19 protein-coding genes are annotated in these 19,017 nt (G+C 72.2%); 8 read left to right on the top strand and 11 right to left on the bottom strand.

Annotated features, from left to right (window positions below; translation table 11 throughout):
- The 3 genes from ACWEBX_RS10465 to pdhA all read right to left on the bottom strand — a co-directional run.
- A partial coding sequence (locus ACWEBX_RS10465) for a biotin/lipoyl-containing protein (protein ID WP_451884487.1) occupies window positions 1-392 on the bottom strand: 392 nt, incomplete at its 3' end.
- The gene (locus ACWEBX_RS10460; protein ID WP_451884486.1) at window positions 392-1,396 is read right to left on the bottom strand and encodes an alpha-ketoacid dehydrogenase subunit beta; all 1,005 of its coding nucleotides are present in this window, start codon (window positions 1,394-1,396) and stop codon (window positions 392-394) included. The genes ACWEBX_RS10460 and ACWEBX_RS10465, both read right to left, overlap by 1 nt.
- Window positions 1,393-2,562, bottom strand: a complete 1,170-nt coding sequence (gene pdhA, locus ACWEBX_RS10455) for a pyruvate dehydrogenase (acetyl-transferring) E1 component subunit alpha (protein ID WP_451884485.1) — start codon at window positions 2,560-2,562, stop codon at window positions 1,393-1,395. The genes ACWEBX_RS10460 and pdhA overlap by 4 nt, the downstream gene beginning before the upstream one ends.
- Before the next feature lie 174 nt (window positions 2,563-2,736).
- Here pdhA and ACWEBX_RS10450 point away from each other — a divergent pair, with 174 nt between their 5' ends.
- Window positions 2,737-3,237, top strand: coding sequence for an Lrp/AsnC family transcriptional regulator (locus tag ACWEBX_RS10450; RefSeq protein ID WP_451884484.1), 501 nt, complete (start codon window positions 2,737-2,739; stop codon window positions 3,235-3,237).
- A gap of 53 nt (window positions 3,238-3,290) precedes the next feature.
- Here the strand turns inward: ACWEBX_RS10450 and ACWEBX_RS10445 are convergent, their stop codons facing one another.
- Window positions 3,291-3,881, bottom strand: a complete 591-nt coding sequence (locus tag ACWEBX_RS10445; protein ID WP_451884483.1) for a TetR/AcrR family transcriptional regulator — start codon at window positions 3,879-3,881, stop codon at window positions 3,291-3,293.
- A complete protein-coding gene (locus ACWEBX_RS10440) occupies window positions 3,878-5,392 on the bottom strand; it encodes a 3-hydroxyacyl-CoA dehydrogenase (protein WP_451884482.1) in 1,515 nt (504 codons plus the stop codon). Before ACWEBX_RS10440 ends, ACWEBX_RS10445 begins: the two co-directional genes overlap by 4 nt.
- A gap of 148 nt (window positions 5,393-5,540) precedes the next feature.
- Between ACWEBX_RS10440 and paaN the strand changes: the two genes are divergently transcribed.
- Window positions 5,541-7,253, top strand: coding sequence for a phenylacetic acid degradation protein PaaN (paaN, locus tag ACWEBX_RS10435; RefSeq protein WP_451884481.1), 1,713 nt, complete (start codon window positions 5,541-5,543; stop codon window positions 7,251-7,253).
- 21 nt (window positions 7,254-7,274) lie between these two features.
- Here the strand turns inward: paaN and ACWEBX_RS10430 are convergent, their stop codons facing one another.
- The 3 genes from ACWEBX_RS10430 to ACWEBX_RS10420 are packed head-to-tail and all read right to left on the bottom strand — an operon-like array spanning window position 7,275 to window position 10,083.
- Window positions 7,275-8,024: a TrmH family RNA methyltransferase gene (locus ACWEBX_RS10430; protein ID WP_451884480.1), complete on the bottom strand. Its 750-nt coding sequence runs from the start codon at window positions 8,022-8,024 to the stop codon at window positions 7,275-7,277.
- Window positions 8,021-9,253 (bottom strand): HTTM domain-containing protein, encoded by a 1,233-nt coding sequence (locus ACWEBX_RS10425; protein WP_451884479.1) that lies wholly within the window; start codon window positions 9,251-9,253, stop codon window positions 8,021-8,023. Before ACWEBX_RS10425 ends, ACWEBX_RS10430 begins: the two co-directional genes overlap by 4 nt.
- On the bottom strand, window positions 9,250-10,083 hold the full coding sequence (locus ACWEBX_RS10420) for a DUF5819 family protein (protein WP_451884478.1): 834 nt from the start codon (window positions 10,081-10,083) through the stop codon (window positions 9,250-9,252). The genes ACWEBX_RS10425 and ACWEBX_RS10420 overlap by 4 nt, the downstream gene beginning before the upstream one ends.
- Window positions 10,084-10,603: 520 nt before the next feature.
- Here ACWEBX_RS10420 and paaA point away from each other — a divergent pair.
- From paaA to ACWEBX_RS10390, 6 genes are all read left to right on the top strand, one after another.
- Complete coding sequence (paaA, locus tag ACWEBX_RS10415) at window positions 10,604-11,644, top strand: 1,2-phenylacetyl-CoA epoxidase subunit PaaA (protein WP_451884477.1); 1,041 nt, start codon at window positions 10,604-10,606, stop codon at window positions 11,642-11,644.
- On the top strand, window positions 11,641-11,928 hold the full coding sequence (gene paaB / locus ACWEBX_RS10410; protein WP_164372737.1) for a 1,2-phenylacetyl-CoA epoxidase subunit PaaB: 288 nt from the start codon (window positions 11,641-11,643) through the stop codon (window positions 11,926-11,928). Before paaA ends, paaB begins: the two co-directional genes overlap by 4 nt.
- Complete coding sequence (paaC, locus tag ACWEBX_RS10405; protein ID WP_451884476.1) at window positions 11,925-12,644, top strand: 1,2-phenylacetyl-CoA epoxidase subunit PaaC; 720 nt, start codon at window positions 11,925-11,927, stop codon at window positions 12,642-12,644. Before paaB ends, paaC begins: the two co-directional genes overlap by 4 nt.
- Window positions 12,638-13,165, top strand: coding sequence for a 1,2-phenylacetyl-CoA epoxidase subunit PaaD (gene paaD / locus ACWEBX_RS10400; protein ID WP_451884475.1), 528 nt, complete (start codon window positions 12,638-12,640; stop codon window positions 13,163-13,165). Before paaC ends, paaD begins: the two co-directional genes overlap by 7 nt.
- Complete coding sequence (paaE, locus tag ACWEBX_RS10395) at window positions 13,165-14,229, top strand: 1,2-phenylacetyl-CoA epoxidase subunit PaaE (RefSeq protein WP_451884474.1); 1,065 nt, start codon at window positions 13,165-13,167, stop codon at window positions 14,227-14,229. The genes paaD and paaE overlap by 1 nt, the downstream gene beginning before the upstream one ends.
- A gap of 208 nt (window positions 14,230-14,437) precedes the next feature.
- Window positions 14,438-15,571 carry an acyl-CoA dehydrogenase family protein gene (locus ACWEBX_RS10390; protein ID WP_451884473.1) on the top strand — a complete coding sequence of 378 codons (1,134 nt, stop codon included), beginning with the start codon at window positions 14,438-14,440 and terminating at the stop codon, window positions 15,569-15,571.
- A gap of 108 nt (window positions 15,572-15,679) precedes the next feature.
- Here ACWEBX_RS10390 and ACWEBX_RS10385 read toward each other — a convergent pair whose 3' ends face one another.
- The 3 genes from ACWEBX_RS10385 to ACWEBX_RS10375 form a co-directional block, all read right to left on the bottom strand.
- Window positions 15,680-16,027: a rhodanese-like domain-containing protein gene (locus ACWEBX_RS10385; protein WP_451884472.1), complete on the bottom strand. Its 348-nt coding sequence runs from the start codon at window positions 16,025-16,027 to the stop codon at window positions 15,680-15,682.
- 33 nt (window positions 16,028-16,060) lie between these two features.
- Window positions 16,061-17,110: a hypothetical protein gene (locus tag ACWEBX_RS10380; protein WP_451884471.1), complete on the bottom strand. Its 1,050-nt coding sequence runs from the start codon at window positions 17,108-17,110 to the stop codon at window positions 16,061-16,063.
- 260 nt (window positions 17,111-17,370) lie between these two features.
- Window positions 17,371-18,903, bottom strand: a complete 1,533-nt coding sequence (locus tag ACWEBX_RS10375) for a DUF2252 domain-containing protein (RefSeq protein WP_451884470.1) — start codon at window positions 18,901-18,903, stop codon at window positions 17,371-17,373.
- Window positions 18,904-19,017 lie beyond the last annotated feature (114 nt).

Genomic DNA, 19,017 nt, shown 5'->3' with positions numbered 1-19,017 from the left:
CCGGCCGGTGCGGCGGCCCCGCCGGCGGGGCGCACCCTCCGGCGCCGCGCCGGGGGCGCTCCGGTGCCGTACCCCACGAGCACGTTCCCGGAGCCCTCGTCGCTCCGCTCGTCCCCGCCGGTCCCGCTGTCCTCGGACGCGGCCGGGGCGCCCACGGCGACGGTCAGCAGCGGTGCCCCGACGGGCAGTTCGGTGCCCTCCTCGCCGAAGCGGGCGGTGACCACGCCGCCGTAGGGGCAGGGGACCTCGACCATCGCCTTGGCCGTCTCGACCTCGACGACGAGCTGGTCGACGGCGACGACGTCACCGACCTCCACCAGCCAGCGGACGATCTCCGCCTCGGTGAGTCCCTCCCCGAGGTCGGGGAGCTTGAACTCCAGCACCTGTGCCATCAGCTCTGCGCCTCCCATTGCAGCCGTCCCACGGCGTCCAGGATCCGGTCGACGCCGGGCAGGTGGTGCCGCTCCAGCATCGGCGGCGGATACGGGATGTCGAACCCGGCGACGCGCAGCACCGGCGCCTCCAGGTGGTGGAAGCAGCGCTCCGTGACGCGGGCCGCGATCTCCCCGCCCGGTCCTCCGAACCCGCCCGACTCGTGCACGACGACCGCTCGTCCGGTCCGCCGCACCGACGCCGCGACCGTCTCGTCGTCGAACGGCACCAGCGAGCGAAGGTCGACGACTTCGAGGTCCCAGCCCTCGCCCCGCGCCGCCTCGGCGGCTTCGAGGCAGACGGGCACGGACGGCCCGTACGTGATCAGCGTGGCGCTCCGGCCCTGGCGCCGCACCACGGCACGGCCTATCGGCTCAACGGCCGGCGGCTCGTCCGGGTTCCAGGAATCCTTCGACCAGTACAGCCTCTTCGGCTCCAGGAAGACGACCGGGTCGTCCGAGGCGATGGCCTCGCGCAGCAGGCCGTAGGCGTCGGAGACGGTCGCGGGCATGACGACGTGGAGGCCCGGGGTCGCCATGTAGTACGCCTCGGAGGAGTCGCTGTGGTGCTCGACGCCGCCGATGCCGCCCCCGTAGGGGACGCGGATCGTGATGGGCAGGGGCATGGCGCCGCGCGTGCGGTTGCGCATCTTCGCCACGTGCGAGATGAGCTGCTCGAACGCCGGGTACGCGAACGCGTCGAACTGCATCTCCACGACCGGCCGCAGGCCGTACATGGCCATGCCGACCGCCGCGCCGAGGATGCCCGCCTCGGCGAGGGGGGTGTCCGTGCAGCGGTCGTCGCCGAACTTCTTGGCGAGTCCGTCGGTGACGCGGAAGACGCCGCCGAGGGTGCCGACGTCCTCGCCCAGGACGTGGACGGAGGGGTCGGCTGCCATGGCGTCGCGCAGGGCGCGCCCGAGCGCCTGCGCCATGGTGGCCGGTTTGAGGGCAACCGTGGTCATCGCCCGGCTCCTTCCGGGCCGTGTGGGCCCGCTCCGAGCGTGCCGTCCGCCTCGGCGTCCAGCTCCGCTCTCAGCTGGCTCTCCTGCTCAAGCAGTTGAGGAGTGGGCTGGGCATACACATGGGCGAACAGATCCATGGGGTCGAGCACCGCGTCCTGGTTCATGCGTTCGCGCAGGTCCGCGGCCATCGCCTCGGCGTCGTCGCGCACCGCCTGCAGGGCGGCCTCGTCGAGCAGGCCGCGCTCGGTCAGCTCGCGCTCCACCAGCGCGACGGGGTCGTGGGCGCGCCAGGTCTCGACCTCGGCGTCCACGCGGTAGCGGGTGGCGTCGTCGGCGTTGGTGTGGGCGTCGATGCGGTACGTCACGGCCTCGACGAGGGTGGGACCGCCGCCCGCGCGCGCGTGGGCGATGGCCTCGCTCAGGACCTGGTGCACGGCCACCGCGTCGTTGCCGTCGACCAGGCGGCCCGGCATCCCGTAGCCGACGGCCTTGTGGGCCAGCGACGGGGCGGCGGTCTGTTTGGCGAGCGGGACGGAGATGGCGAAGCCGTTGTTCTGTACGAGGAAGACGACGGGCGCCTGCCACACGGCGGCGAAGTTCAGCGCCTCGTGGAAGTCGCCCTCGCTGGTGCCGCCGTCGCCGACCAGGGCGAGTGCGACCACGTCGTCGCCCTTGAGGCGGGCGGCGTGCGCGAGGCCCACGGCGTGCGGGAGCTGGGTCGCGAGCGGGGTGCACAGGGGCGCGATGCGGTGCTCGTGCGGGTCGTAGCCGGTGTGCCAGTCGCCGCGCAGGAGGGTGAGCGCCTGGACGGGGTCGAGGCCGCGGGCGACCGCGGCGAGGGTGTCGCGGTAGCTGGGGAAGAGCCAGTCGCGCTCCTCCAGCACGAGCGCGGCGGCGACCTCGCAGGCCTCCTGTCCGGTGCTGGACGGGTACACGGCGAGACGGCCCTGCTTGGTGAGCGCGGTGGCCTGGACGTTGTACCGGCGGCCACGGACCAGTTCCGTGTGCAGACGGCGCAGCAGGGCCGGATCGACCTTCGCGGCCGCGTCGGTGCCGAGGACGCGGTGGGGCAGCGCGTCGGGCAGCAACGGCGCGGGGTCGGTGCGGGGCTGCCAGGCGGGCGGCGGCGTGGGCCGGTAGGCCCCTCGCTGCTCCATGACCGTCATGACGGCACCTCCTCGTGGGAGCGGCTTCGGACGCATCACGGGTGTGATGCGCCTCACCTACCGATTGTTCGGTCGTCGGCACATTTTGGCTACAGGCGCCGCCAGGCTGTGGACAAACGGTTCTGCGCAGCCTGAGATGGATGCAGTACGTCCATGGTAGGGAGGCGGGGGGACATGGCACCTGAACAAATGGCCGAGCCGCCGGAGGCCGGGCCCTCCGCTCCGCCCGCCCGTCCGCTCGACGCGATCGACCAGGACATCCTGCACATGCTGCAGGCGGACGGCCGTGCCTCCATACGTTCCGTGGCCGAGCGGGTCCATGTCTCGAGGGCCAACGCCTACGCGCGGATCAACCGGCTCATCGACGACGGTGTGATCCGCGGCTTCGGGGCACGCGTCGACCACGAACGCGCGGGGCAGGGCACGTCGGCGTACATCACCCTCAAGATCGTGCAGAACTCCTGGCGCACGGTGCGGGAGCGGCTGAGGGTGCTGCCCGGGGCCTCGCACATCGCCCTGGTGGGCGGCGACTTCGACGTCCTTCTGCTGGTGCACACCCCGGACAACCGGGCGCTGCGCGAGCTGGTGCTCACCCGGCTCCAGGCCATCCCGGAGGTGCTCAGCAGCAGGACGCTGCTGGTCTTCGAGGAGGAGGACCTGGAACCGGAGGCCTGACGCCGCCAGCACCGGCCCGCACGGCCGGCCCGGCCCCGACCCCGCAGGCGCTCTCAGTGCTCCTGCCGTAGCCCTCCGAAGACCAGCACCACCACGGCGTCGGCCACTTCGCGCGCGCCCATGCCCCGCGCGTCGGGGCGGTACCACTCCACGAGCGAGTTGATCATTCCGAAGACCAGCCGGGTCGCGAGCCGGACCTCGACGTCGCCGCGTACGTCCCCGTCCGCGGCCGCCGCCTTCAGAAGCTCGGCGACCCTGTGGTCGAAGTCGCGGCGCCGCTCCAGGGCCCACCGCTCGGTGTCCGTGTTGCCGCGCACCCGCAGGAGCAGCGTCACGTAGGGCAGCTCGGAGGTGAGCACCTCGACCATGCGCCGCACCACGTACTCCAGGCGCTCCACGGCCCGTCCCACGCGCGCGTGCTCCTCGTCGAGGATCTCGAAGAGGCGGTCCAGCGCCCGGCTCACCGCGCGCCGCAGCAGCTCCTCCTTGCCCGAGACATGGTGGTAGATCGACGACTTGGAGATACCGGCGGCCTTGGAGAGATGCTCCATGGAGGTGCCGTCGTAGCCGCGGTCGTTGAAGACCTGGACGGCGACGGAGAGCAGGGTCTCGGGGGTGTACGTGTCCCGCTTGGCGGTGGTCACTGGGCACCCTCCCGCTTCTCGTTGCCGTACGCGTGGCGGTAGAGCGCCAGCGACGGGGCGTAGCGCCCGGAGGGGTCGCGCACGTGCAGCTCGTCCAGGACGTCGTACGCCCAGTCGGCGCCGAGCCTGCGGCTCCACTCGAAGGGGCCGAGGGGGTAGTTGACGCCGAGGCGCATCGCGGTGTCGATGTCCTCCTCGGTGGCCACGCCCTTGGCGACCGCGTCGTGCGCGAGGTCGACGATCCGGGCCACCGTGCGGGCGACGATCATGCCGGGGCAGTCCCCGATCACGCTGACGTCCTTGCCCAGCGCCTGGAAGAGGCCGACGGCCTCCGAGAGCGTCTGGGGAGCGGTGTCCTGGGACGTCGACAGGGCGATCCGGGTGGCCTTGCGGTAGTCGAGCGCGAGGTCGAAGTAGACGACGTCGCGGAACTCGACGGAGGTCTGGCCGTCGGCGAGGACCAGTTGGCCGCCGCTCGGCAGCACCAGACGGGTGCCGTGGTCCTCCTCGTCCTCCCGGACCCGGATGCCCGCCTCACGGATCAGCGCGAGGATCTCGGCGGCGGGGCCCAGATCGCCCTCGGCCACGACGTAGGCGGGCGGCTGCGCCTTCTCCGCGGTGTGCGGCTCGGAGGGTTCGGCGCCGTCTCCGTAGTCGTACCAGCCATGCCCTGCCTTCCGGCCGAGCCGGCCCGACTCGACGAGCCGTCGCTGGGCCAGCGAGGGCGTGAAGCGCACGTCCTGGAAGAAGGAACGCCACACGGAGTGGGTGACGGACTCGTTGACGTCCTGGCCGATCAGGTCGGTGAGTTCGAAGGCGCCCATCCGGAAACCGCCGGACTCGCGCAGGACCGCGTCGATGGTGGCGGGGTCGGCGGCCTGGGACTCGTGGACCGCGAAAGCCTCGGCGTAGAAGGGCCGCGCCATGCGGTTGACGATGAAACCGGGCGTGTCCGCGCAGGCGACGGGCGTCTTGCCCCAGGCGCGCGCCGTCTCGTAGGCACGCGTGGCCGAGGTGACGTCGGTCGCGAACCCGGAGACGACCTCCACGAGCGGCAGCAGCGGCGCCGGGTTGAAGAAGTGCAGCCCGACGAGGCGGCCCGGATTGCGCAGCGCGCCGCCGATGGCCGTGACGGACAGCGAGGAGGTGTTGGTGGCCAGCAGGCAGTCGTCCCCGACGATGTCCTCAAGCTCGCCGAACAGCCGCTGCTTGACGTCGAGTTCTTCGAGCACCGCCTCGATGACGAGCGCGCAGTCCGCGAGGTCGGTGAGGCTCACGGCCGGCTGGAGACGGGCGCGCGCGGCGTCCCGGTCGGCGCCGGTGAGCCGGTCCTTCGCGACGAGCCGGTCGAGACGGGCGCCGATCGCTTCGGCCGCCGCCGCGGCACGCCCGGGAGCGGCGTCGTAGAGCCGCACGGGGTGGCCGGCCACCAGCGCGACCTGGGCGATGCCCTGGCCCATGGTGCCGGTGCCGACGACTGCCACGGGGCTGCTGAGGTCGAGTGCTGTCATGTGCGCGATCCTCCCGCACGACGTTTTCCACGGATGCGGCGGACCCCCTTGTCCCGACCGATCGTTCGGTTACTCTAACCCTGACTGTCCATTCCTGCCCAGCTCGCGAGCTCGACGAGGAGCTCTTGAGACAAGGAGTTGGTCCTTGATGGCCGCCGAACTCACCGCGCACCAGTTGATCGCCAAGCACCGGCCGACCCTGGATCAGGCGCTGGAAGCGATCCGCACGCGCGCGTACTGGTCCCCGCATCCCGAGCACCCCAAGGCGTACGGCGAGCACGGCAGCCTGGGCATGGCCGAGGGCAAGGCCGCCTTCGACGCCCTGCTGGGCACCCGGCTCGATCTGGACCAGCCCGGCACGGACGACTGGGTCGGGGGCGAGGTGTCTCCGTACGGCATCGAGCTCGGCGTCACGTACCCGCACGCGGACATCGACACGCTGCTGCCCGCCATGCGCGCGGGGCAGCGCGCCTGGCGCGACGCGGGCGCGGAGATCCGCGCGGTGGTCTGTCTGGAGATCCTCAAGCGGATCAGCGACCGCACGCACGAGTTCGCGCACGCGGTCATGCACACCAGCGGCCAGGCCTTCATGATGGCGTTCCAGGCGGGCGGCCCGCACGCGCAGGACCGCGGCCTGGAGGCGGTGGCCTACGCCTATGTGGAGCAGGTCCGCACCCCCGACACCGCGGAGTGGAGCAAGCCTCAGGGCAAGCGCGACCCGCTCGCGCTCACCAAGCAGTTCACGCCCGTCCCGCGCGGCATCGCGCTGATGATCGGCTGCAACACGTTCCCGACGTGGAACGGCTATCCGGGTCTGTTCGCCTCGCTGGCCACGGGCAACGCGGTCCTGGTGAAGCCCCACCCGCGCGCGGTGCTCCCGCTCGCGCTCACCGTGCAGGTCGCGCGCGAGGTGCTCGCCGAGGCGGGCTTCGACCCGAACCTGGTGGCGCTCGCCGCCGAGCGTCCCGGCGAGGGCATCGCCAAGACGCTGGCCACCCGCCCCGAGATCCGCATCATCGACTACACCGGCTCCACCGCCTTCGGCGACTGGCTGGAGGCCAACGCCCGCCAGGCGCAGGTCTACACGGAGAAGGCCGGCGTCAACACGGTGATCGTGGAGTCGACCGCCGACTACAAGGGGATGCTGTCCAATCTGGCGTTCTCCCTGTCGCTCTACAGCGGCCAGATGTGCACCACCCCGCAGAACCTGCTGATCCCGCGCGACGGCGTCTCCACGGACGAGGGCCACAAGTCCTACGACGAGGTGGTGGCCGATCTCGCGAAGTCGGTCGGCGGACTCCTCGGCGACGACGCCCGCGCGAACGCGCTGCTCGGCGCCATCGTGAACCCGGACGTCAAGGCCCGGCTGGAGGCCGCCGCCGGTCTCGGCGAGGTCGCACTGCCCTCGCGGCAGATCGACAACCCGGAGTTCCCGGGTGCCGTCGTGCGCTCACCGCTGATCGTGAAGCTCGACGGCGCGCGCAAGTTCTGGGAGAACGCCGGGAGCGACGACGAGGCCGCCTACCTGAGCGAGTGCTTCGGTCCGGTCTCGTTCGCCGTCGCGGTCGACTCGGCCGCGGAGGCCGTGGAGCTCCTGCGGCACACCACGCGGGACAAGGGCGCGATGACCGTCGGCGCGTACACCACCGACGAGGCGTTCGAGCGCGAGGTGCAGGAGGCCTGCCTGGAGGAGTGCGCCCAGCTCTCCCTGAACCTCACGGGCGGGGTCTACGTCAACCAGACGTCCGCGTTCTCGGACTTCCACGGCTCCGGCGGCAACGCCGCGGCCAACGCGGCGCTGTGCGACGGGGCGTTCGTGGCGAACCGCTTCCGGGTGATCGAGGTACGCCGGGAGGCGTGAGACCCGAAGCCCTTCGGGCGTCTAAGCCGGTACGTCCCCGGTGGCGCTCCAGTGGAACAGCGTCATGGCCACACTGGTCGCGAGGTTGTAGCTGGAGACCTGGGGGCGCATCGGCAGCGAGACCAGGTGGTCGGCCCGGGAGCGCAGTTCGGCGGACAGCCCGCTGCGCTCCGAGCCGAAGGCGAGCAGGGCGTCGTCGGGAAGCTTCGTCCCCCGGATGTCCTCGCCCTCGGGGTCGAGCGCGAACACCGGGCCCGCCGGCAGTTCGTCCACGCTCAGGCGCTCCACGGCGGTCGCGTAGTGCAGGCCCGCCCCGCCGCGTACGACGGTGGGGTGCCAGGGGTCGAGCGTGCCCGTCGTGACCACCCCGGTCGCGCCGAAGCCCGCCGCGAGCCGGATGACCGCCCCCGCGTTGCCGAGGTTGCGCGGATCGTCGAGGACGACCACGGGCGCGGTGCGCGGCGCGCGGGCCAGCGCCTCCAGGTTGGCGGCGCGTGAGGGACGTACGGCGAGAGCCGCCACCGAGGTGGGATGCGGTCGCGGCACGAGTGCCGTGAACGCCGGCTCGGGGACCTCGGTCAGCAGCTCGTCGAGCGCGGCGCGCACGTCGGGGGCGAGTTCGCCGGCCAGTTCGAGGACCGCCGTCCGGTCGGTCGTGACGGCGACCGGGATCCGCGCCCCGAAGCGCACCGCGTGCTTGAGGGCGTGGAAGCCGTCGAGCAGGACGGAGTCGTCGCGGAGCTGGCGCCAGACACATACCGGGTCGTTCATGCGGTGAAGCCTACGTGCGTGTGCCCGGGCTCCTCCTGAGCGCCCGGTTCCGGCTCCCGGGGCCCCGGGAGCGTACGGCCGCGGCCGGAAAACAGCCTGTCCCGCGCGCGTGCCACCCGTCCGCCCAGGTACCGCAGGAAGGACGTGGGCAGGAACACGGAGTCCGCGGCGATCATCGCGAGCGAGAAGAACGGCAGCCCGAGGACCACGGCGATCACCGCGTGCTCGGTCATCATGACCGCCAGCAGGACGTTCTTGACCCGCCGGTTGAACAGGGTGAAGGGGAAGGCGACCTGTGCGACGACCGTCCCGTACGTCACCAGCATCACGATCGTGCCGTGCGCGGACATCAGGTCGGACAGCGCCGGCCACGGGGAGAAGGACTGCAGGTGGAGCGGGTAGTAGACGGCGGTGCCGTCCTGCCAGCGCGAACCCTGGATCTTGTACCAGCCCGCCGTCGCGTAGATCAGGCACGCCTCGGCCATGATGATCATCAGGGCGGCGTTGTGCACGAGGTTGGCGACGATGTCCAGCAGGACGCGCGGCTCCGCGGTGCGGGCGAAACGGCCGACGGCCCGCCACAGCCCCTGCGCCGCCCACAGCCCCCAGAAGACCGCGAGCCAGCCGCCCAGGAAACCCCCGTCGATCCGCCCCGCGCCCGTCGCCACCGCCAGCGCGATCCCGAGCCCCGCCCACAGCATCGGGCCCGCTCGGTCCGGCCCGGTCCACTCGCCCCGCGCGGGCGTCTCGCGGTCGTGACGCTCCCGCCGCGCGTCGAGGGACCACACCTGGGCGCAGCGCGTGAACACCAGGTAGATCGCCATCAGGTGGAGGACGTTGTCCCCGCCGTCCCCGACGAAGACACTGCGGTTCTGCAGGGACAGCACGCCGATCATGAAGACCACGGACACCGCGCGGGTCCGCCATCCCACCAGCAACAGGGCGGCGGCGAGGACGGCGACGGCGTAGACGGTCTCGAACCACAACCGGCTGTCGGACCACAACAGGACCGTGAAGGCGTGGTTGCTCGCGACGAGCTGCCGGGCGAGGTCCCAGCTCCAGGGCGCGTCGGGCCCGTACATCTCCTGGCGGTGGGGGTACTCGCGCAGCAGGAACAGCAGCCAGGTGGCGGCCAAGCCGATACGGATCACGGCGGTCTGGTACGGACCGAGGGCGGACTCGGTGACCCGGACGATGCCGCGCGCGAGCGTGGGAGCGAATCGGTTCATCGGGCACTCGCCTCCGTCAGCCCGTCCGCGCGGTCGCCGGCGGGAACGGCCCACCAGGGCAGCTCACGGACGACGGGCCGGGTGGACACCTTCTCGTCGCTCCACCGTGGAGGCGGCACGTCGGTGGTGAGGGAGCGGAACTGGAGGCGTTCGATGACGGCGGCCTCGCCGCCCGCCTGCTCGCGATGGAGGCGCAGGACGCCGATACGGCGCAGATAGTGCTCCGAGAGATCGCCGCGCAGGCCCACGGCACGGTTCTCGCCGTCGTGCGTGGCGGCGTAGAAGTCCCAGGCACGGCGCAGTTCGTTCTGCTGGGTGTGGCTCGGCAGCGGATTCCCGTCGATGGCCAGTCCGTCGAGCGCGGACAGGTCGTACCAGCCGGTCTCGCGGCTGGTGCCGTCCTCGGTGCGGACCAGGGCGCGGACCTGGACCGCGATGTCCTGCTGCAACGGGTTGGGGGCGAAGAGCTTCCAGTTCTGCTCGAACTCGGGGTAGATCCAGTCGTCGATCGCGCGGCCGTGCTGCTTCGTCACCGTGTTCGACGGCGCGACATGCAGGAACACCATCCCGAGGTGCGCACAGGCGACGACGGCCACGACCGCCAGGGCGAGGGCGGCGGCGATCTGAGAGCGCAGGGACAGCGCCGCGAGTCCCGCGGGCACCCCGTCCCCCGGAAGGCCGACTTCTCCGGGGTACCCCAGGGGTGCCGTCGTACCGGATTCGGTCCCGTCGAGGCCCGTGGGCGCGAACGTGGGCTCCTCAGGGAGCGCGGGAGCGACGGACGCGGATGTGAGCTCCTCAGGGAGCGCGGGAGCGTGAGACGCGGACATGGACTCCTGAGAGGCCGCGGAGGCGACAGCCCCTGATTCCGGGCTCTCCGGCTCCGCGGAGGGGTCCGCCGCGTCCTCCTCGGCTGCCCCGGTGTCGGGCCCGGTCGCCTCGGGCGCCGGGTCGGGCGCCGCCTCGTCGGCCGGTCGCGGGCCGGGCAACGGCGTATCGCCGGTGACGCCGGGCGCGCCTTCGGGCGCTCCCCCCTCGGGCGCGGCCGAACCCCGCCCCCGCTCAGAGCCCTCGTGCCTCGCGTCCATCCCGCCCCGATCCACGATCCCGGATCCGACTGCCGGCCACCGGACTGCGGGCACCGTACCGTCACGTCGCACCGCACCACGACGTGCGCAAGCGAACCGTAATCAGAGCCGGGCCTCCGGCACAGCCCCATCTGTCACACCGGGGCACGCCGACGCCTACGAGTTGTCCACAGCGGTTGACACCGTACGGCGCTCGACCGACCATTGTTGCGAATGGACCGAACGATCGGTCGGTCGGGAGCGAGAGGTCGAGGGGGACCGCATGGCGACAGCATCAGCGCACCACACGGCCCGCACACAAGCGGACGAAGCCGCCGACGAAGCGGCGCGCACAGCGGCGTACGAGGTCGTCTTCGACGCCGCCGTGGCGGCCGACGAACGCATCGAGCCCCGCGACTGGATGCCCGACGCCTACCGCTCCACCCTGGTCCGCCAGATCGCGCAGCACGCCCACTCCGAGATCATCGGCATGCAGCCCGAGGCCAACTGGATCACGCGCGCGCCCTCCCTGCGCCGCAAGGCGATCCTCATGGCGAAGGTCCAGGACGAGGCGGGACACGGGCTGTACCTGTACAGCGCGGCCGAGACGCTCGGCGTCGGCCGCGACGAACTGCTGGACAAGCTGCACTCCGGCCGCCAGAAGTACTCGTCGATCTTCAACTACCCGACGCTGACCTGGGCGGACGTCGGCGCCATCGGCTGGCTCGTGGACGGCGCGGCGATCACCAACCAGGTCCCCCTGTGCCGCTGCTCGTACGGCCCGTACGCGCGCGCCATGATCCGTGTGTGCAAGGAGGAGTCCTTCCACCAGCGCCAGGGGTACGAACTGCTGCTGGCCCTGAGCCAGGGCACCCCCGAACAGCACGCGATGGCGCAGGACGCCGTCGACCGCTGGTGGTGGCCCTCCCTGATGATGTTCGGCCCGCCCGACGACGAGTCCTCGCACTCCGCCCAGTCGATGGCGTGGAAGATCAAGCGCCATTCGAACGACGAGCTGCGCCAGCGCTTCGTCGACATCGCCGTGCCCCAGGCCGAATCCCTCGGCCTGACCCTGCCCGACCCGGACCTCGTGTGGAACGAGGAGCGGGGACACCACGACTTCGGCGCCATCGACTGGACGGAGTTCTGGGAGGTCCTCAAGGGCAACGGCCCGTGCAACGACCAGCGGATCACCCAGCGCCGGCGCGCCCACGAGGAGGGCGCCTGGGTGCGGGAGGCTGCCGCGGCGTACGCGGACAAGCACACGAGCGGGACCGTCGGCTCGACGAGCACGACCGGTGAGACAGGAGCGACCCGAGCATGACGAACACCGACTGGCCGCTGTGGGAGGTCTTCGTGCGCTCGCGCCGGGGTCTGTCGCACACCCACGCCGGCAGCCTGCACGCGCCTGACGCCGAGCTGGCGCTGCGCAACGCCCGCGATCTGTACACCCGCCGCGGCGAGGGCGTCTCGATCTGGGTCGTCCCGTCGGCCGCCGTCACGGCCTCCTCGCCCGACGAGAAGGACCCGTTCTTCGAGCCGTCCGCGGACAAGCCCTACCGCCACCCGACGTTCTACGAGATCCCGGAAGGGGTGAAGCACCTGTGACGCTCACCGTGAACACCGCGGCCGCCCTGGCCCTCGGCGACGACGCCCTGGTGCTCTCGCACCGGCTGGGGGAGTGGGCCGGCCACGCGCCCGTCCTCGAAGAGGACGTCGCCCTGGCCAACATCGCGCTGGATCTGCTCGGCCAGGCCCGGGTCCTGCTGTCCATGGCCGGCGACGAGGACGAGCTGGCCTACCTCCGCGAGGAGCGCGCCTTCCGCAACCTCCAGCTCGTCGAGCAGCCGAACGGCGACTTCGCGCACACCATCGCCCGGCAGCTCTACTTCTCGACCTACCAGCGGCTTCTCTACGCGCAACTGGCCTCGGGGGACAGCGAGTTCGCTCCCCTCGCCGCCAAGGCCGTCAAGGAGGTCGCCTACCACCAGGACCACGCCGAGCAGTGGACCCTGCGCCTCGGCGACGGCACGGACGAGAGCCACGAGCGGATGGGCCGCGCCTGCCAGGCGCTGTGGCGCTTCACCGGTGAGATGTTCCAGCCGCTCGACGGCGTCGGCATCGACTGGGACGGCCTCCGCTCCGCCTGGGCGGAGTCCGTGGAAGCCACGCTGCGCCGGGCCACACTGACCGTCCCCGAAGGACCGCAGGCCGGGGCCTGGACGGCCGGCGCCGGACGCCAGGGCCTGCACACCGAGTCCTTCGGGCGGATGATCGCCGAGATGCAGCACCTGCACCGCAGCCACCCGGGGGCGTCATGGTGACGACGACCGCCCTGGAGGAGGAACTGCGCAGGCTGGCCGGCTCCGTGCTCGACCCCGAACTGCCCGTTCTCACCCTGGACGACCTCGGCGTCCTGCGCGCCGTCCACGTCCGCGGCACGGACAGCGTCGAGGTCGAACTGACCCCGACCTACACCGGCTGCCCGGCCGTCGAGGCCATGTCCATGGACATCGAGCGGGTGCTCCACGAACACGGCATCCGCGAGGTGTCCGTGCGCACCGTGCTCAGCCCCGCCTGGTCGACCGACGACATCTCGGACGAAGGCCGCCGCAAACTGCGGGAGTTCGGGATAGCGCCCCCGCGCGGCGGCGCTCCCGCCGGACCGGTGGCCCTCGACCTGGGTCCGACCCGGACGGTCACGGACGAACCGGAACCCGTCCGCTGCCCGGCCTGCGGATCGGCCGACACCGAACTGCTCAGCCGCTTCTCCTCCACCGCGTGCAAGGCGCTGCGCCGCTGTCTGTCCTGCCGCGAACCGTTCGACCACTTCAAGGAGTTGTGATGGCCCGCTTCCACCCGCTCACGGTGGCCGCGGTCGACCGGATCACCGACGACTCCGTGGCCCTGACCTTCGCGGTGCCCGCGGAACTGCGCGAGGACTACCGGCACGCCGCCGGCCAGCACTTGGCCCTGCGCCGCACGGTCGACGGCACGGAGATCCGCCGCACGTACTCCATCTGCTCGGCGGCGCCCTCCCCCGACGGTGAGGCGCCGCGCGCCCTGAAGGTCGGCGTGCGCCTGGTCGACGGAGGCGCCTTCTCGACGTACGCGCTCAAGGAGATCGCCGTCGGCGACGAGGTGGAGGTGATGATCCCGGCGGGACGCTTCACGCTGGAGCCCTCGCCCGGCCTGTACGCGGCGGTGGTGGGCGGCAGCGGGATCACCCCGGTGCTGTCGATCGTCTCGACCCTGCTGGCGCGGGAGCCGGACGCGAGCTTCTGCCTGATCCGCAGCGACCGTACGTCGGCCTCGACGATGTTCCTGGAAGAGGTCGCCGACCTCAAGGACCGCTATCCGCAGCGGTTCCAGCTCGTGACCGTCCTCTCCCGCGAGGAACAGCAGGCCGGGCTGCCGTCCGGCCGCCTCGACGAGGAGCGGCTCACCGCGCTGCTTCCGGCGCTGCTGCCCGTGGACCGGGTGGCGGGGTGGTTCCTGTGCGGGCCGATGGGGCTCGTCCAGGGCGCCGAGCGCACGCTTCGTGGGCTCGGGGTGTCCCGGACACGCGTCCACGAGGAGATCTTCCACGTGGACGCCGTCACGACGACTCCTTCCGCCGTACCGGCTCCCGCGCACAGCACGGTCACCGCACGGCTCGACGGACGCGGCGGCACCTGGCCCGTCCAGGACGGCGAGTCGCTGCTGGACGCGGTCCTGCGCAACCGTCCGGACGCTCCCTACGCCTGCAAGGGCGGCGTGTGCGGCACCTGCCGGGCGTTCCTCGTCTCGGGCGAGGTGCGGATGGACCGCAACTTCGCGCTGGAACCGGAGGAGACGGAGGCCGGGTACGTACTGGCCTGCCAGTCTCACCCCGCCACGGAGAAGGTCGAGTTGGACTTCGACCGCTGAGCCGGACTTCGACCGCCGGGAGAGGCTTCGACCGCTGAGAAACGACCTCGGGGAAAGTCGTCGGCCACCGGGAAGGACTCGGCCGCCGGGGAGGAGTGGCCGATCGTCGGCCGTTCCCTTCTCATAGAACCTGTTCTATGTTGACGCACCGTCAGATCAGGCTGTCCGCCTGGTCGTTGGTCCGGTGCGTGCACGGGAGGACGGGATCGTGGACTTCACCTTCACCGAGGAGCAGCAGGCGGCGGTCGAAGCGGCGCAGGGGGTGTTCGCCGGGGTCGCCCCCGACGGGGTGCCCAGTCCCGCGCTCACCGCGGGCTCCGTCGCCGAGGACTTCGACCGGCCCCTGTGGGCGAGGCTCGCCGACGCGGACCTGCTGAGTCTGCTGCTCGACGAGGAGGCCGGCGGGGCGGGCCTCGACGCGATCGCACTGTGTCTCGTGCTGCGGGAGTCGGCGAAGGTGCTGGCACGGGTGCCGCTGCTGGAGAACAGCGCGGCGACCGCGGCCGTACGGCGCTACGGCGGCGAGGAGTTGAGGGCGGAACTGCCGGCGCGGGCCGGCCGGGGTGAACTCGTGCTGACCGTCGCCGCCAACGGCAGGACCGGGCACGACCCGGCCGAACGCGCCGTGACCGCGCGGCGGGACGGCGCCGGATGGATCCTGGACGGCGTGCAGACGGCGGTCCCCTGGGCCTTGGACGCCGACTTCGTCGTCGTGCCCGCGCACACGGACGCCGACCGGACCGTCCTCGCCCTGGTTCCCCGCGACCACGAAGGCGCCGTGCTCGCCGAGCAGATCTCCACGACCGGCGAGCGGCTCGGCGAACTGCGCCTGGAGTCCGCCCGGATCGCCGGCCGGCATGTCATCGATACCCCGGGGGCGTGGGAGTGGCTGCGCGACCTGTTGGCCACCGGCACCTGCGCACTGGCGCTCGGGCTCGGGGAGGAGGTGCTCCGGATGACGAGCGCGTACACGAGCAAGCGGGAGCAGTTCGGGTTCCCCGTCGCCACGTTCCAGGCGGTCGCCGTCCAGGCCGCCGACCGCTACATCGACCTGCGGGCCATGGAGGCGACGCTCTGGCAGGCCGCGTGGCGGGTCAGCACGGGAGCCGGCGGCGCGCTCCCGGCCGCGGGTGATGTGGCCGTCGCCAAGATCTGGGCGTCCGAAGGGGTCCGCCGGGTCGTGCAGACCGCCCAGCATCTGCACGGAGGGTTCGGCGCCGACACCGAGTACGCGCTGCACCGGTACCACGCCTGGGCCAAGCACCTGGAACTGTCACTCGGCCCGGCCGCGGCACACGAGGAAGCCCTGGGCGACCTGCTGGCGGCCCACACCCTGGGGTGACCGGGCACACCCCGGGGTGACCGGGCCCGGCGCTCCAGGCATTCCCGTTCCCGGGCAGGGTGGGCGGGGCCGGCCGGCAGCCGTCGCCCCGGGGTGGGCGGGCTCCGGCTAGAGCACGAAGCCGGGCTCGCCCTTCGTGTTCACGACCGGACGGCCGACGGCCTCCCAGGTCTGCATGCCGCCCTCGACGTTCGCGGCCTCGATGCCCTGCTGGACCAGGTACATGGTGACCTGGGCCGAACGCCCGCCGGAGCGGCAGATCACGTTGACCCGGCCGTCCTGCGGCGCCGCCTCGGTCAGCTCGCCGAACCGGGCGACGAAGTGGCTCATGGGGATGTGCAGGGCACCCTCGGCGTGACCTGCCTCCCACTCGTCGTCCTCCCGGACGTCCAGCAGGAAGTCGTCGACCGCGAGATTGTCGACCCCGACCGTGGGCACACCAGCTCCGAAACTCATGCCTCCGACGCTACCCGACCGCGCCGGTGAAGCTCAGGGAGCCTGGGCGATCAGCGTCGCCAGCTCGTGCTCGCGCTCGCCGACCTGCGTGATCAGTTGTTCGGCGATCTCCTCCAGGAGACGGTCCGGGTCCTCCGGGGCCAGCTTGAGCATGGCGCCGATGGCGCTCTCCTCCAGCTCGCGGGCGACGAGGGTGAGCATCTCCTTGCGCTGGGAGAGCCATTCGAGGCGGGCGTAGAGCTCCTCGCTCCGGCTCGGCTTCCACTCCTCGGGCGTGGGACCGGCGGCCCACTCCGCGGCCAGCTCCCGCAGCAACGCCTCGTCGCCCCTGGCGTACGCGGTGTTCACACGGGCGATGAACTCGTCACGCCGCTTGCGCTCGTTGTCGTCCTGCGCGAGATCCGGGTGGGCCTTGCGGACCAGCTCGCGGAAGAGCTTGCGGGCCTCCTCGCTGGGACGCACGCGCTGCGGGGGCCGTACGGGCTGGTCCGTGAGCATGGCCACGGCCTCGGGGAACAGGCCGTCCGAGTCCATCCAGCCGTGGAACAGCTCCTCGACCCCGGGCATGGGCATGACCCGCGCCCGTGCCTCGTGCGCCTTGAATATGTCCTCCGGGTCACCGGTGAGCGCGGCCCGCGCCTCGGCGATCTGGGCGTCCAGTTCGTCGAGCCGGGAGTACATGGGGCCGAGCTTCTGGTGGTGCAGGCGGGAGAAATTGTCGACCTCGACGCGGAAGGTCTCCACGGCGATCTCGAACTCGATCAGCGCCTGCTCGGCCGCTCGCACGGCCCGCTCGAGGCGCGCCTCGGGCCGGTCCTGCCCGGCCGGAGCCGGGCTCCGGCCGTCATCGGCCCGAGCCTCGCCCTGCTCCTGGGGCTGCTCCTCGCCCTGTTCCGCCGTCCGGGAGCCGGGCTGGGAGCCGGACGGGGTGCCGGAAGCGGCGTCCGCGCCCTCCGCGTCCGTGGTGCGGCCGTCGTCGCCGGGGACGGCGTAGGGCGTCTCGCCCTCCGGGGCACCGGAGTGTTCCCGGCCCCCCTCGAAGGCGGGCTCGGACTGGCTCTGATCGGCTTCCGGGGTCGTCACCCGACCAGCGTAGGCCACACTCCCCCGGGGCTCACTGCCTTCCCCGCCCCTACAGCCACCTGACCGGCCACAACGACCCCAATGACCCCAACCACCCCGATCATCCCGACCGCCGAAACCAGCACCAGCACCATCACAGGCACCAGCACAGTCACCGGACCAACGCAGACCCTGGCGCCGGCACGGGACCAACGCAGACCCTGGCGCCGACACCGGACCCGCACCGCTACCGGACCGGCGCCGGCCGCCGCGCTCCCCGGTCACACCCCCGGTTCCGACGCGATCCGTCCGTTGCGCACCGCCGCCGTCAGGGCCGCGTGGTCCGCCTCCGTGCGGTCCGCGTAGGCGACGGCGAAGGAGGCGACGGCCTCGTCCAGCTCCTCGTTCTTGCCGCAGTACGCGGCTATCAGGCGCGGGTCGGCGCTGTGGCTGTGGGCGCGGGCCAGCAGGGCGCCGGTCATACGGCCGTAGTCGTCGATGTGGTCGGCGGCCAGCGCCGCGGGATCGACACTGCCCTTGCGGTTGCGGAACTGGCGCACCTGGTAGGGCAGACCGTCGACCGAGGTCCAGCCGAGAAGGATGTCGCTGACGACCTGCATGCGCTTCTGGCCGAGGACGACTCGGCGGCCTTCGTGAGCCACCTCGGGCACCGGATGACCGATGGTCGCCAGGTGCGGGAGCAGTGCGGAGGCACGGGCCTCCTTGACCTGGAGGACCAGGGCTTCGCCGCGGTGGTCCAGGAGCAGCACGACGTACGAGCGGGTGCCGACGCTGCCGGTGCCGACGACGCGGAAGGCGACGTCGTGCACCGCGTAGCGGGCGAGCAGGGGGAGGCGGTCCTCGGAGAGCGTCGTCAGATAGTGCTCCAGGGACGCCGCGACCGCGGCCGCCTCCTCGTCAGGAACGCGGCGCAGCACGGGTGCCGCGTCGACGAAGCGACGGCCACCGCCGTCCACAGCCTCGGTCGACTTGGCCGCGAACCGTCCGCTGGTGTTGGCCCGCGCCTTCTCGGAGACCCGCTCCAGGGTGCCGAGAAGGTCGTGGGCGTCGGTGTGCGAGACGAGTTCCTCGTCGGCGATGGCGTTCCAGGCGTCCGCCACCGGCAGCTTGGCCAGCAGGCGCATGGTGCGGCGATACGCGCCCACGCAGTCGCGCGCGGCCGCGCGGCAGGTGTCCTCGTCGGCGCCGGCCTCCCGGCCCGCGAGCACGAGCGAGGTGGCGAGCCGCTTGAGGTCCCACTCCCAGGGGCCGTACACCGTCTCGTCGAAGTCGTTCAGATCGATGACCAGACCGCCGCGCGCGTCCCCGTACAGGCCGAAGTTCGCCGCGTGGGCGTCGCCGCAGATCTGGGCGCTCACGCCGGACATCGGGGTGCGGGCGAGGTCGTACGCCATGAGGCCGGCGCTGCCGCGCAGGAACGCGAAGGGTGTGGCCGCCATCCTGCCGACCCGTATCGGGGTGAGCCCGGGGATCCGGCCCCGGTTGGACTCCTCGACCGCGGTCACGGCGTCCGGCCGGTCGGCGTCCATCAGGAGCTCGGCGTGCGCCGCACGCGGAACACGCCCGCGCAGGGCCTTCCCCTCTTCCTTGGGTGAGCCCTTCACCGGCCAGGCGGCGAACCCCGGAACCGCGAACCCCCGGGCCCCGAACGCCTCGGCCGCCGGCCCGCCCTCGGCCGCCGCCGACCGTCCCCCGGGCTCCGGCACGGACTCGCCCGCGCCCTGCCCGGCACTGGTCTCCTGTCGCTCCGGCGCCGTCTGCCGCTCCGGCCCCGCTGTACCGACCTCGGCCATCACGACCGCCTCCCCCGCGCACGAACATCAACTCGTGCTGACCGTACAGCCGGTCGCGACAACGCGTCAGACCCTGTGGACAACTCCGCCGACGCCCGGGGAGCAGCCGTGTTC

Source organism: Streptomyces sp. NPDC005070 (assembly GCF_053600395.1).
This window is presented reverse-complemented; position numbering and strand designations above follow the sequence as displayed.

Coding starts and splice junctions, on each gene's coding strand:
- ACWEBX_RS10440 (WP_451884482.1), bottom strand. CDS start 5,392: ATGACAGCACTCGACCTCAGCAGCCCCGTGGCAGTCGTCGGCACCGGC.
- ACWEBX_RS10375 (WP_451884470.1), bottom strand. CDS start 18,903: ATGGCCGAGGTCGGTACAGCGGGGCCGGAGCGGCAGACGGCGCCGGAG.
- ACWEBX_RS10450 (WP_451884484.1), top strand. CDS start 2,737: ATGGCACCTGAACAAATGGCCGAGCCGCCGGAGGCCGGGCCCTCCGCT.
- ACWEBX_RS10460 (WP_451884486.1), bottom strand. CDS start 1,396: ATGACCACGGTTGCCCTCAAACCGGCCACCATGGCGCAGGCGCTCGGG.
- paaB (WP_164372737.1), top strand. CDS start 11,641: ATGACGAACACCGACTGGCCGCTGTGGGAGGTCTTCGTGCGCTCGCGC.
- ACWEBX_RS10425 (WP_451884479.1), bottom strand. CDS start 9,253: ATGAACCGATTCGCTCCCACGCTCGCGCGCGGCATCGTCCGGGTCACC.
- paaN (WP_451884481.1), top strand. CDS start 5,541: ATGGCCGCCGAACTCACCGCGCACCAGTTGATCGCCAAGCACCGGCCG.
- paaD (WP_451884475.1), top strand. CDS start 12,638: ATGGTGACGACGACCGCCCTGGAGGAGGAACTGCGCAGGCTGGCCGGC.
- ACWEBX_RS10430 (WP_451884480.1), bottom strand. CDS start 8,024: ATGAACGACCCGGTATGTGTCTGGCGCCAGCTCCGCGACGACTCCGTC.
- paaE (WP_451884474.1), top strand. CDS start 13,165: ATGGCCCGCTTCCACCCGCTCACGGTGGCCGCGGTCGACCGGATCACC.
- paaA (WP_451884477.1), top strand. CDS start 10,604: ATGGCGACAGCATCAGCGCACCACACGGCCCGCACACAAGCGGACGAA.
- ACWEBX_RS10385 (WP_451884472.1), bottom strand. CDS start 16,027: ATGAGTTTCGGAGCTGGTGTGCCCACGGTCGGGGTCGACAATCTCGCG.
- ACWEBX_RS10420 (WP_451884478.1), bottom strand. CDS start 10,083: ATGTCCGCGTCTCACGCTCCCGCGCTCCCTGAGGAGCTCACATCCGCG.
- pdhA (WP_451884485.1), bottom strand. CDS start 2,562: ATGACGGTCATGGAGCAGCGAGGGGCCTACCGGCCCACGCCGCCGCCC.